The 12790-nt window shown below is 67.4% G+C and carries 12 protein-coding genes and 1 tRNA gene; 6 read left to right on the forward strand and 7 right to left on the reverse strand.

The features are described from left to right. Nucleotides 1-2: 2 nt before the first annotated feature. From clpX to FHU38_RS18060, 6 genes are all read right to left on the reverse strand, one after another. The gene (gene clpX / locus FHU38_RS18035; RefSeq protein ID WP_167172981.1) at nt 3-1292 is read right to left on the reverse strand and encodes an ATP-dependent Clp protease ATP-binding subunit ClpX; all 1290 of its coding nucleotides are present in this window, start codon (nt 1290-1292) and stop codon (nt 3-5) included. A 174-nt stretch (nt 1293-1466) separates the two neighbouring features. Next, complete coding sequence (locus FHU38_RS18040) at nt 1467-2096, reverse strand: ATP-dependent Clp protease proteolytic subunit (protein ID WP_167172983.1); 630 nt, start codon at nt 2094-2096, stop codon at nt 1467-1469. A 26-nt stretch (nt 2097-2122) separates the two neighbouring features. Further along, on the reverse strand, nt 2123-2722 hold the full coding sequence (locus FHU38_RS18045; RefSeq protein WP_009153305.1) for a ClpP family protease: 600 nt from the start codon (nt 2720-2722) through the stop codon (nt 2123-2125). A 119-nt stretch (nt 2723-2841) separates the two neighbouring features. Beyond that, nucleotides 2842-4287, reverse strand: a complete 1446-nt coding sequence (gene tig, locus FHU38_RS18050; RefSeq protein WP_167172985.1) for a trigger factor — start codon at nt 4285-4287, stop codon at nt 2842-2844. 146 nt (nt 4288-4433) lie between these two features. After that, nucleotides 4434-5798 carry a Na+/H+ antiporter NhaA gene (nhaA, locus tag FHU38_RS18055; RefSeq protein ID WP_167172987.1) on the reverse strand — a complete coding sequence of 455 codons (1365 nt, stop codon included), beginning with the start codon at nt 5796-5798 and terminating at the stop codon, nt 4434-4436. A gap of 99 nt (nt 5799-5897) precedes the next feature. After that, nucleotides 5898-6182 (reverse strand): DUF3040 domain-containing protein, encoded by a 285-nt coding sequence (locus FHU38_RS18060; protein ID WP_167172989.1) that lies wholly within the window; start codon nt 6180-6182, stop codon nt 5898-5900. A gap of 179 nt (nt 6183-6361) precedes the next feature. On the opposite strand from FHU38_RS18060, the gene FHU38_RS18065 reads away from it, so the two are divergent. The 6 genes from FHU38_RS18065 (at nt 6362) to FHU38_RS18090 (ending at nt 12437) form a co-directional block, all read left to right on the forward strand. Continuing rightward, the gene (locus tag FHU38_RS18065; RefSeq protein ID WP_390623303.1) at nt 6362-7432 is read left to right on the forward strand and encodes a sensor histidine kinase; all 1071 of its coding nucleotides are present in this window, start codon (nt 6362-6364) and stop codon (nt 7430-7432) included. After that, on the forward strand, nt 7429-8205 hold the full coding sequence (locus tag FHU38_RS18070; protein WP_167172991.1) for a LytR/AlgR family response regulator transcription factor: 777 nt from the start codon (nt 7429-7431) through the stop codon (nt 8203-8205). The genes FHU38_RS18065 and FHU38_RS18070 overlap by 4 nt, the downstream gene beginning before the upstream one ends. A gap of 58 nt (nt 8206-8263) precedes the next feature. Next, nucleotides 8264-8647, forward strand: a complete 384-nt coding sequence (locus FHU38_RS18075; RefSeq protein ID WP_167172993.1) for a hypothetical protein — start codon at nt 8264-8266, stop codon at nt 8645-8647. Then, on the forward strand, nt 8644-10419 hold the full coding sequence (locus FHU38_RS18080; RefSeq protein WP_167172995.1) for a sodium/solute symporter: 1776 nt from the start codon (nt 8644-8646) through the stop codon (nt 10417-10419). The genes FHU38_RS18075 and FHU38_RS18080 overlap by 4 nt, the downstream gene beginning before the upstream one ends. Before the next feature lie 69 nt (nt 10420-10488). After that, nucleotides 10489-10833, forward strand: coding sequence for a DUF485 domain-containing protein (locus FHU38_RS18085; RefSeq protein WP_009153297.1), 345 nt, complete (start codon nt 10489-10491; stop codon nt 10831-10833). Then, nucleotides 10830-12437 (forward strand): solute symporter family protein, encoded by a 1608-nt coding sequence (locus tag FHU38_RS18090; RefSeq protein WP_167172998.1) that lies wholly within the window; start codon nt 10830-10832, stop codon nt 12435-12437. The genes FHU38_RS18085 and FHU38_RS18090 overlap by 4 nt, the downstream gene beginning before the upstream one ends. Nucleotides 12438-12670: 233 nt before the next feature. Here the strand turns inward: FHU38_RS18090 and FHU38_RS18095 are convergent. After that, a tRNA-Pro gene (locus tag FHU38_RS18095) sits at nt 12671-12744 on the reverse strand. Between the last annotated feature and the right edge of the window lie 46 nt (nt 12745-12790).

Here is a 12790-nt window from a genome sequence, read left to right on the forward strand (position 1 = left end):
GCTCAGGCCGACTTCTCGCCGCGCTCTCGCTGCCGCCGTGACGGCTGACGCGACACGATCGTCGGGTTGACGTTCTCCCGGACGGTCTGCTCCGTGATGACGACCTTGGCCACGTCGTCGCGGCTCGGGATGTCGTACATCACCGGCTGCAGCACCTCCTCCATGATCGCGCGCAGCCCCCTGGCACCGGTGCCGCGCAGCAGGGCCTGGTCGGCGATAGCCTCGAGCGCGGTCTTGGTGAACTCGAGCTCGACGTTGTCCATCTCGAACAGGCGCTTGTACTGCTTGGTCAAGGCATTGCGCGGCTGGGTGAGGATCTGCACCAGCGAAGGCTTGTCCAGGTTCGTCACGCTGGCGACGACCGGCAACCTGCCGATGAACTCGGGGATCAGCCCGAACTTGATCAAATCTTCGGGCATGGTCTCGCTGAAGACGTCGCTTTCCTCGATCTCGCGCTTGGTGCGAATCTCCGCCCCGAAGCCGAGCCCGCGCTTTCCGATCCGGTCATTGATGATCTTCTCGAGGCCAGCGAACGCGCCCGCGACGATGAACAGCACGTTCGTGGTGTCGATCTGAATGAACTCCTGGTGCGGGTGCTTGCGACCACCCTGTGGCGGCACCGAGGCGGTGGTGCCCTCGAGGATCTTCAGCAGGGCCTGCTGCACGCCCTCACCGGAGACATCGCGTGTGATCGAGGGGTTCTCGGACTTGCGCGCGATCTTGTCGACCTCGTCGATGTAGATGATGCCCGTCTCGGCCCGCTTGACGTCGTAGTCCGCCGCCTGAATGAGCTTCAGCAGGATGTTCTCGACATCCTCGCCGACGTAACCCGCCTCGGTCAGCGCCGTGGCATCCGCGATGGCGAACGGCACGTTCAGCAGCTTCGCCAGCGTCTGCGCCAGATAGGTCTTGCCGCACCCGGTAGGGCCAAGCATGAGAATGTTCGACTTGGCCAGCTCCACGGGCTCGTCCTTGGAGTCCTTGGAATTCTTGCCCTCGGACTGGATGCGCTTGTAGTGGTTGTAGACCGCTACCGCCAGCGTCCGCTTGGCCTCGTCCTGCCCGATGATGTACTGCTCGAGAAACTCATGGATGTCGGCGGGCTTGGGAAGCTCGTCGAGCTTGACATCACCCGCCTCGGCGAGCTCTTCCTCGATGATCTCGTTACAGAGGTCGATGCATTCGTCACAGATGTAGACGCCAGGCCCGGCGATGAGCTTCTTCACCTGTTTCTGGCTCTTGCCACAAAAGGAGCACTTCAGCAGGTCTCCGCCGTCGCCGATCCTTGCCATGACCGCTGACCTCGTCCCCTCCGGTGCCCATGAACACCTGACTCGTGCGTTGCCACTGACGGTACCCGCCCAACGCGCCCGGCGGGAGCCTAAAGGCAATTCGGACGCGCGCGGGCCAACCCTAGTACCGCGGATGGGTGCGTGTCGGCAGCCGACACGCACCCATCCGGAACGTCAGGCTTCGGCGGATGCCTTCCGGTACGACAGCACCTCGTCGATGATGCCGTACTCCTTGGCCTCCTCCGGGGTGAGGATCTTGTCGCGCTCGATGTCGGCGCGGACCTCATCCGCCGACTTGTTCGTGTGCTTGGCCAGCGTGGTCTCCATCAGTCGCCGGACCCGCTGGATCTCCCTCGCCTGAATCTCCAGGTCCGACACCTGACCGTAGGCGCCCTCAGTGGCGGGCTGGTGGATCAGCACGCGGGAGTTGGGCAGGGCGAGCCGCTTACCCTTCGTCCCGGCCGCGAGCAACACGGCCGCCGCGGATGCGGCCTGGCCGAGGCAGACCGTCTGGATGTCGGGGCGCACGTACTGCATGGTGTCGTAGATCGCCATGAGCGCCGTGAAGGAGCCACCCGGGGAGTTGATGTAGATGATGATGTCGCGGTCGGGGTCCTCGTGCTCCAGGTGCAGCAGCTGGGCCATCACGTCGTTGGCCGACGCGTCGTCCACCTGCACCCCCAGCATGATCTGCCGCTCCTCGTACAACTTGTTGTACGGGTTGGACTCCTTGACCCCGTAGCTGGTGCGCTCCACGTAGGAGGGCAGCACGTACCGGGACTGCGGAAGATATGGACTGGTCATAGTGTTTTCGCTCCTGCCGTACCCGGTCAGTTGGAGTTCGAGTTCGGATGCGGGTGCTCGCGGGTCAGCACCTGGTCCACGAAGCCGTAGTCCTTGGCTTCCTCGGCCGTGAACCACCGGTCGCGGTCACCATCGGCAATGATCTGCTCCACGGTCTGGCCCGTCTGCTCAGCGGTGATCTTCGCCAGCTCGTACTTCCACTTGCTGAACACCTCGGCCTGGATGGCGATGTCGGAAGCGGTGCCGCCGACACCCGCCGAAGGCTGGTGCATCAGGATGCGCGCGTGCTGTAGCGCGTAGCGCTTACCGGGAGTACCCGAGGAGAGCAGGAACTGGCCCATGGACGCGGCCAACCCCATCGCATACGTGGCCACGTCGGGCTCGATGAGTTGCATCGTGTCGTAGATCGCGAAACCGGCCGTCACCGACCCGCCCGGCGAGTTGATGTAGAACCGGATGTCGGCCTGCGAGTCCTCGGCGGCCAGCAGCAGCAGCTGCGCGGTGATGCGGTTGGCGACCTCGTCGTTGACCTCGGAGCCCAGCACGACGATGCGCTCCTGAAGCAGCCGCTCGTACACCGAGTCGGTCAGGTTGAGCCCCGCTGTGCTGGTTCGCCCCTCTGGCATGTGCTGCGTCACGTCTGCCTGCCTTTTCAGGAGTCTGAGATCTTGTAACCGACCCTAACCAACTCGGGCGGCGCAGGATGCCTGACACCGCCCGAGTTCGCTCAGAGCATGAGAAAGGGTCACTTGTCGGAGCTGGAAGCAGCCTCTCCCGTGGTGCCCGCCTCGTCGGCATCACTCGACGGGGTAGCTTCGTCGCGCTCCTCGTCCTCGGCTGCGCCCTCGCCCTCGCCCTCGGTCTCGGTCTCGGCTGGACCGAACAGGTCCGTCAGGTCCACGGTGTTGCCCGCCTCGTCGGTCACGGTCACACCTCGCACCACCGAGGCGAGCGCCTTGCCACGACGGACGTCGGCATAGATGGCCCCCAGCTGACCGGACTGCTGTGCCTGCGAGACGTACTGGTCCGGGCTCATCCCGAACCGCTGGGCCTGGTAGACGATGCGCTCGGTGAGTTCGGCGTCGTTGACGGAGACGTCCTCGGCGTCGGCGACGGCGTCGAGCAGCAGCTGGGTACGCACGGACTTCTCCGCTTCCTTGCGCACCTCGTCCTCGAACTCCTCGAACGACTTGCCCTCGGACTCCAACGAACGCTTGAACGCTTCCTCGTCGTGGTCGAACGGGTGCACCGCGTCGTGCTTGCGGTTGGCGATCTCGGATTCCAGGATCGTCTCCGGAAGCGGAACATCCACTCGCTCGAGCAGCGCGTCGAGGACCTTGTCCCTGGCCTGCACTCCCTGCTGCATGCGCTTCATCCGCCGCAGCCGCTCACGCAGGTCCTCCTTGAGCTCCTCCAGGGTGTCGAACTCGCTGGCGAGCTGCGCGAACTCGTCGTCGGGCTCGGGCAGCTCCCGCTGCTTGATCGAGTTGACGGTCACCGTCACCTCGGCGTCCTTACCCACGTGCTCGCCCGCCAGCAGTTTCGTGGTGAAGGTCTTCTGCTCGCCCTCGTTCGCCCCGATAATCGCTTCGTCGATGCCCTCGACCAGCTGACCCGAACCGATCTCGTAGGAAAGCCCGCTGGTGGAAGCGTCGGGAATCTCCTCACCGTCGACGGTGGCCGACAGGTCGATGGAGACGAAGTCACCGCTTTGTGCGGGCCGGTCGACTCCGGTCAGCGTGCCGAAGCGGGCCCGCAGCTCGTCGAGTTGCTCGTCGACCTCCGACTCCTCGAGCTCCACGTCGTCCACCGTGACCGTGATGTCGCCGAGGTCGGGCAGCGTGATGTCGGGACGCACATCCACCTCGGCGCTGAACTCCAGCACATCGCGGTCCTCGAGTTTGGTCACCTCGAAGTCCGGCTGACCAAGGGTGCGTACGTCGCCGCTTCGAACGGCCTCGAGGTACTTCGCGGGGATGGCCTCGTTGACCACCTCGTCGAGCACAGGCGCACGGCCGATCCGGCTCTCCAGGACGCGGGCGGGTGCCTTGCCCGGACGGAAACCGGGGATCCGGACCTGCTGAGCGATCTTGCGATAGGCGCGGTCGAAGTTCGGTTTGAGCTCGTCGAACGGCACCTCGACATTGATCTTCACGCGCGTCGGGCTCAGCTGCTCGACGGTGCTCTTCAAGGTTTTCTCCTAGCCGGGACAGTGTCGGAATCTGGACAGGCTCCGCCCGACCATCGGCCTGCGGAACCGCAGTCCGAGTCTAGGCCAGTGACGTGGCTGCTGGAGCATGGGTCCGCCTGGACGAGGGGCCTTTACCGCGCTCCGGCTCACCCGCTCGAGCGTTCGGCGCCGGACGCCTCGTCGAGCGGGTTCCGCCGATCGGTTTCGCCCGAGGAGTCCGGTTCGTCCTCCTCGAACACATCCGGGATGCCGTCGAGGTCGGTGTCCCTGGTCTCCTTCTCGTAGACCCGCCGGTAGACCCGGTTGCGCAGTCGCAGGATGACCGTGGCGATCAGCGCCGCCAGCACCGACCCGGTGAGCACCGCGATCTTGACGTACTCGTCGCGCGCGGTGCCCGCACCGAAGGCAAGGTCACCCACCAGCAGCGACACGGTGAAGCCGATACCACCGAGGACGGCGAGACCGAGCACATCGACCCACGCGATGTCGCCGTCGAGTTCCGCCCTGGTGAACCGGCCCATGAGGTAGGTGGTCCCGAAGATGCCGATCGCCTTGCCCAGGACCAACCCCGCAACGATGCCGACCGCCACCGGGTCGGTGAGCGCGGTGCGCAGGCCTGCGAGCCCGCCGAAGGCGACGCCCGCGGCGAACAGGGCGAAGACGGGCACCGCCACGCCTGCCGAGATGGGCCGCCAGCGGTGTTCGAAGTGCTCGGCGAGGCCGACCGCCTCACCGCGCCTGCGCAGCGCGGGCACGGCGAAGCCGAGCAACACGCCCGCGACAGTGGCGTGCACTCCGGAGGCGTGCACCAGCGCCCACGCGACCACACCGAGCGGGATCAGCAGCCACCACGACCGAACCCGCCGCTGCACGAGCAGCGTGAACAGGCCCAGCGGCAGCAGCGCCAGCAGCAACGGCAGCGGCGCGAGGTCGTCGGTGTAGAAGATCGCGATGATCAGGATCGCCACCAGGTCGTCCACGACGGCCAAGGTGAGCAGGAACATCCGCAGCGCCGAGGGCAGGCAGCGGCCGACCACGGCGAGCACTGCCACGGCGAACGCGATGTCGGTGGCCGTCGGAATCGCCCAGCCGCGCAACGCCGAACTGTCGCCCAGGTTGACCAGGACGAAGATGAGCGCGGGAGCGACGACACCGCCGAGTGCCGCGGCCACCGGCAGCGCCGCCCGCCGGGGATCGCGCAGGTCGCCCGCGACGAACTCGCGTTTGAGTTCCAGGCCGACGACGAAGAAGAAGATGGCGAGCAGACCGTCGGCCGCCCACTGTGACAACGTCAGGTCCAGATGCAGCGCGTGCGGGCCGACGGTGAGTTCCCTCAGCCACGTGTAGGCCTGCGACCAGGGTGAGTTCGCCCACACCAGCGCCACGACGGCGCCGAAGAGCAGCAGCATCCCGCCGACGGTCTCCTGCCGGAGGATGTCGGCGACCTGCCGCCACTCGCTCCAGGACGCCCGGCGGAACAGTTTCGACCTGGCTGGGGACTCGATACTCATCTCGTCTCGTCAGACCCTCTCGCTCAGGCGAATGTTCCGGCGCGCTTCCCCATGATCTTACTGGCAGCCGACCAGCCGACGAGATTTCAAGATCAACTTTTACCGGAGCCGGCGCAGCCAGAGCCGCCAGATGAGCAATGTGGGGAGGCCGACTCCGACGATCGCGCCGACGATGCCGACCGGCAGCGAGCCGATCTCCGTGCCGATGGCGACGACAGCCAGACCGACGACGAAGCACACCAACAGCGCGACAACGGCCAGTGCGGTGGACGACAGCGCGAACGGGCGCAGCCGGGAAAGCCGCTGGGCAAGGCGCGGATCGTGCTGGGCCAGCCTGCGCTCTAGCTCGGCAAGCTGCCGCCGCTCCTCGTCCCGTAGCGCCATCGTGACATCACCACGGCAATTATGGGCCTTCACCACACTTCAGCACAGCCCGTAATGCCCGAAACCTACCCGTTGGCGAGTTCGGTGACGGTTCGTTTCCGTTCGCCCTTCCTGCCCTTCCCGCCGCCCGGCACGGCGGTTAGATTCGCAGGGACCCGTCGGCGCAGCTGGGAGCGAGCATGTCCATGCCTGCGGAGGACGGCCCGGCCAAGGGCATCCCCTGGTCGCGGCGCCTGCGCGATCCTGGCTCGATCCTGGAGACCGCGCGGCACGTCTCCGACGACCTGGTCGACGGCCTTTCCGGACCGAGGGTACGGGCAGCGGCACGCGGCATCCGCAAGCTCCTGGCGGCCGACGGCGTCGGCCTCGCCGATCTTTCCGGAAGCATGGTGCAGGCGGGCAGCCTGCCAGGCGACGTCGACACCGCCGCGCTGGTGGACGAGGTGTTGCACACCGAGAACCGGGCAAGGCGAGCTGAGGTCGTCGCACTTCCGCTGATCGTGCACGACGAACTCGCGGGCGTGCTGGTGGTCGCGGGAACCGCCCGGTTGACCGCGCTCAACGAGGTGGCGCAGCTGCTGGTCGCGGCGCTGGAACGGGGCAGGCTGGAGGCCTCCGCCGAGCACGCCGCCGAGGCCGAGTTGCGCGCGTTGCGAGCGGAGATCTCACCCCATTTCGTCTACAACGCGCTCACGGTCATCGCGGGTCTCGTACGGCCCGACCCCGCCCGCTCCCGCGAACTCATGCTGGACTTCGCCGACTACATCCGGTACAGCCTCGCCAGCCACGGCGAGTACACGACGGTCGCCGACGAGTTCCACGCCATCGAGACCTACCTTGCCCTGCAACGGGCTGTGCTCGGTGACCGACTCCGGGTGCAGGTGCGCGTCGCGCCCGAAGTGCTCGCCGTAGCCATCCCCTACCTCGTGCTGCAACCCCTCGTGGAGAACGCGGTCAGGCACGGCATCGAACGGCGGTCAGGCGGCGGTACCGTGCAGGTCCTCGGCGAGGCCGAGGGCACGGACTGCGTCATCAGCGTCGAGGACGACGGTGCCGGTATGGACCCCGAACATGCGAAGGCCCTGTTGGCGGGGGGTGGTGCGGCAACGAGCATGGGTCTTGCGAACGTCGACAGGCGACTGCGCAACGTCTACGGACCCTGGTTCGGGCTCGTCGTCGAGACGGCGCCGGACGAGGGCACCCGGGTCATCGTGCGAGTACCGAGATTCCAGCCGGGAGTGATGCCGTGACCGAGACAGGACAGGGGTTGCGGGTGCTCGCGATCGACGACGTACCGGCCGCGCTGGAGGACCTGTGCGGCATGCTGCGGGAAGCTCCGGAAGTGTCGGACGTCGTCGCGGCGGGCGATCCGCTTTCCGCACTGAAACTCCTGCGCAGCGACGAGTTCGACGCGGTGTTCCTCGACATCTCGATGCCTGGACTCGACGGTCTCGAACTTGCGGCGCTGCTGAGGAAACTGGCTACCCCACCCGTGATCGTCTTCGTCACCGCTTACGAGGAGCACGCGGTCGCCGCCTTCGGCATCGGAGCGGTCGATTACCTGCTCAAGCCGGTGCGAGCCGAACGCCTGGCCGAGGCGCTCACCAGGGTCGGCCGGTTCAGCCACAGCGAGGAGCCCAACCAGCAACGCGGCGCCCCAGACGCGATGGCGGCGCTGCCGGTGGAATCGGGCGGCCGCACCAGGTATGTGCCACGCAGGGACGTGCAGTTCGTCGAGGCGCACGGCGACTACGTGAGGCTGCACGCCCGTTCCGGTGTGCATCTGGTGCGGATGCCCATCTCGCGACTCGAGGAGTACTGGTCTGGCGCGGGTTTCGTGCGCACGCATCGCGGCTTCCTCGTCGCGCTCGCGGCGGTGCGCGAACTGCGCAGCGATTCCGTGGGTGGCCTGCTGGCACACACCGACCTCGGCGACGTGCCGGTGAGCCGCAGGCACGCGAGGGAACTACGGCAGCAGTTGCTGCGCGCCGCCCAGCGGGGCGAACTCGAACAACGGACCTGAGAATGCCGAACGCGCTTAGCCTTCGCCACCCCTGTGGCGCGAGACCGTGGTGGTCGCCGTGAGCACCACCCGAAGGGTCACGGTGACCAGCCCGCAGACTCGGCTGGCCCACTCAAGGAGGCGGTACCGGGCGCGATGGCGCCCCGCGACACTCGACCCCGCCGACGCTCCACGCGCCGTGGCGCTGTATCGCGCGCAGTCACGCAGGGCGGCGATCGCCCTTGGGTCGCTGTTCACGCTCGTGTTCGGACTTCCACTGCTGCTTTCCGCGCTGCCCTGGCTCGACCAGGTACGGCTGTTCGGCCTGCCGTTGTCGTGGCTGGCGCCAGTCGCGGTGCCGTTCCCGGCGATGGTGTGGCTGGCGTTTTGGCATCTGTGGCGGGCAGAGCGGGTGGAGCGCGAACCCGATCACCGTGACAGCCACGAGGACGAGCCCCGGTGATCGTCGCACTCGCTGTCGCGCCGGTGCTTGTGGTGACGCTGCTGATCGGGCTGCGTGGCGTCGCGGCCATGCGCACCACGTCCGACTTCCTCGTGGCATCGCGAAGGGTGTCACCGCTGCTGAACTCCGCCGCGGTGTCGGGTGAGTACCTTTCGGCGGCTTCGTTTCTCGGTGTGGCCGGCCTGATGGTGAAGGACGGCGTCGGTGCGTTGTGGTACCCGGTGGGGTTCACGGCGGGCTACATCGCGATGCTCGCGCTGGTGGCGGCCCCGATGCGCCGCTCCGGCGCGCTCACCGTGCCCGACTTCGCGGAGGCCAGGCTGGCCTCACCTTCGCTGCGGCGGCTGGCGGCTGTGGTCGTACTCGTCATAGGAGTGCTGTATCTGGTGCCGCAGTTTCGAACGGCGGGACTGGTGCTCAGTGTCGTCAGCGGGGCGCCGTACTGGGTCGGCGTCGCCATCGCGGGCGTGGCCGTCAGCGCCACCCTCGCGCTCGGCGGGATGCGCGCCGCGACCTACGTGCAGGCGTTCCAGTTCTTTTTCAAACTGGCCCTGTTCATCATCCCGGCGATCTGGCTGCTTTCCCAGGTGGGCCCCGAGGTGCGCGACCAAGCTCTGCACCCGGAGGAGTTCACCCACTTCACAGAGGACACGACGTTGACCTTCCGGGTGGGCGCGACCCTCGACGTCCCGGAGGGGGTGACGGTGGTCGAACCGGACGGCACCCGCACCCCGGTCGCCCCCGGCGAATGGCAGATCCCGGCGGGAAGCACCGTCGTGTTCCCCGAGGGCAGCAGGGCCCCGCAACTGCGGGGCGAGACCGCCCCCGGCGCGCCGGGCTGGGAACGCCCGCTGCTCGACCTCGCCGACACCGGCTACCCCCTGCTCGGGACGTGGGCCGTGCTCGTGGCGACCATGCTCGGCACGATGGGGCTGCCGCACGTGATCATGCGGTTCCACACCAGCCCGGACGGAAGGGCTGCCAGGCGTACGGCGGCGCTGACGGTGGCGTTGCTCAGCATGTTCTACCTCTTCCCCGGCATCTACGGGATGCTCGGGAGAGTCCTCGTACCGCACCTCTACCTGTCCGGCGCCACGGACAGCGCCGTGGTGGCGCTGCCCGCGCAGGTGGACCCCAGCACGACGGGGACGGTCTTCACCGGCCTGCTCACCGCGGGCGCGTTCGCGGCATTCCTGGCCACCTCGCTCGGGCTGCTGCTCGTCGTGTCTGGGGCGATCTCGCACGACCTCGTTCCAGGAGGGCTGCGGCAGCTCAGGGTCGCCGTGCTCGGTGCGGCGGCGATCGTCGTGCTGCTGGCCCTTCCCGCGGTCCGCTTCGACGCCGGGATGCTGGTCACCTGGGGATTCACGGTCGCGGCCTCGACCTTCTGCCCGCTGCTGGTACTGGGCATCTGGTGGTCCCGGCTCACCGCACCTGGTGCGATCGCCGGGGTCGCCACCGGTCTGGTCGCCTCCACCGGGGCCTTTCTGTTCACGGTTACCCAGCCGCCCGTCGACGGCTGGGTCGGCATTCTGCTGGTGCAGCCGGCGCCGTGGTCGGTGCCGCTGGCGTTCACCACGATGGTCGCGGTCTCACTGTTCGGACGCCCGCCACCCTGGTCGACAGCGGCCATGCTGCGGCTGCACCTCGACGAACAACGCCGCCTCCCGTTCGCCACCCGCTCCGCGGTCGTACGTGATCTGGGCCACTCGTCGTGGTCCGCCCGCCGCTCGTCTGCCGTTCGTCGCATCACGCGCCGATTGGTCCGCTGACGATTCCGGCATTTCGACGCCCTCCTTACTGTGGCGGCACGCAACACGCCTGTGACAAGGAGGTCAGGAGTGAGTACTACCGAGCCCTCGACCCATCCACCAGGGCCCAAGTCCTGGGCGGAGGTCCACGGGAGCGAGGAGTTTCGGCAGCTGCGCAAGCGCCTGCGAAGCTTCGTCTTCCCGATGACCGCGCTGTTTCTCCTCTGGTACCTGCTTTACGTGGTGCTGGCCGACTACGCGCACGGGTTCATGTCCACAAAGGTCGTCGGCAACATCAACATCGGGCTGATTTTCGGCCTGCTGCAGTTCGTGTCGACGTTCCTGATCACTGGGCTGTACGTGCGTTACGCCAACCGCAAGCTCGACCCCATCGCCGACAAGATCCGCGATGAGATGGAGGGGGAGCAGTCATGAGCACGCTGGCCCAGAGCATCGAAGGCAGCAACCCCGCGCTCAACATCAGCATCTTCGCGCTGTTTGTGATCGTGACGCTGGTGATCGTGTTCCGCGCCTCCCGCAACACGCGCACCGCCTCGGACTACTACGCCGCGGGCCGCGCGTTCTCCGGCCCGCAGAACGGCACAGCGATCGCGGGCGACTACCTGTCGGCGGCGTCGTTCCTCGGGATCGCGGGGGCCATCGCCGTGTACGGCTACGACGGGTTCCTCTACTCGATCGGGTTCCTGGTCGCGTGGCTGGTGGCACTGCTGCTCGTCGCGGAGCTGCTGCGCAACACCGGCAAGTTCACGATGGGCGACGTGCTGGCCTTCCGGATGCGACAGCGCCCGGTGCGCGCCGCCGCGGCGTCGTCCACTCTGGCCGTGTCGTTCTTCTACCTGCTCGCTCAGATGGCCGGTGCGGGCGCGCTGGTGTCCCTGCTGCTCGGCGTCGACAGCGACCTGGGGCAGGCCATCGTGATCGCCGTGGTCGGCGTTGTCATGATCACCTACGTGCTCGTCGGCGGTATGAAGGGCACCACCTGGGTGCAGATCATCAAGGCCGCACTGCTCATCGCGGGCACCTTCGTGATGACGGTGTGGGTGCTGGGCCGCTACGGTCTGAACCTTTCCGGACTGCTCGGTGCGGCCGCTGACGCCTCCGGCGACGGCGATGCGCTGCTCAACCCGGGTAACCGTTACGGCGAGAGCGGGACCACGCAGCTGGACTTCCTCTCACTCGGTATCGCGCTCGTGCTCGGCACGGCAGGCCTTCCGCACGTCCTGATGCGGTTCTACACGGTGCCCACGGCGAAGGAAGCCCGCAGGTCGGTGGTGTGGGCCATCGTGCTGATCGGCCTGTTCTACCTGTTCACCCTGGTGCTTGGCTACGGTGCGGCCGCGCTGGTCGGCTCGGACGCGATCAGCAACGCGCCAGGCGGGTCCAACGCCGCGGCGCCGCTGCTGGCGGAGGCCCTTGGCGGACCGCTACTGCTCGGGTTCATCGCGGCGGTCGCCTTCGCCACGATCCTCGCGGTGGTGGCGGGCCTGACGATCACAGCGTCGGCGTCGTTCGCGCACGACGTCTACGCGAACGTGATCAAGAAGGGTCAGGTGGACAGCAAGAACGCCGAGGTGCGCGTCGCGCGGATCACCGCTTGCGTGATCGGTGCCGTGGCGATCGTCGGCGGCATCCTCGCCAAGGACCAAAACGTCGCGTTCCTCGTCGCGCTGGCGTTCGCGGTGGCGGCGTCGGCCAACCTGCCCACCATCCTGTACTCGCTGTTCTGGAAGCGGTTCAACACCTCGGGCGCGTTGTGGTCGATCTACGGTGGCCTCGCGGTGACGATCGTGCTCATCGTGTTCTCCCCCGCGGTGTCGGGATCTGAGAACGCGATGATCACCGGCGTGGACTTCCACTGGTTCCCGCTCAGCAACCCGGGGCTGGTGTCCATCCCGGCATCGTTCCTGCTCGGCTGGCTCGGGACGGTGCTTTCGAAGGAGCACCTCGAGGACAAGTACATGGAAATGGAGGTGCGCTCGCTGACCGGGGCCGGTGCCGAGAAGGCCACGTCCCACTGACCGCGCGGGCGCGCGCGACAGGGCGGTTCCCCGCTTCCCAACCCGGGGAACCGCCCTCCCGCCCGCGAGTCCCCCGCTCCCGCCCGCGAGTCCCCCGCTCTCGCCCGCTAGTTCTGCACTCCGGACACTTCGACCCCACCCGCGACTACCTGCCACGAACCCCCACATAAAGAACGCCCGAACCCACACTCCGTGGGTTCGGGCGTCCAGGATGTCCTCAAGACATCACACCGTCGGGGTGACAGGATTTGAACCTGCGACCCTTCGCTCCCAAAGCGAATGCGCTACCAAGCTGCGCCACACCCCGTTCACCGCACCAGGGCGGTGTGCGACCACCTTAGCGGGTGCCGCTA

The sequence above is a fragment of the Saccharomonospora amisosensis genome (assembly GCF_011761185.1).
Classification (GTDB): Bacteria; Actinomycetota; Actinomycetes; order Mycobacteriales; family Pseudonocardiaceae; genus Saccharomonospora_A; species Saccharomonospora_A amisosensis.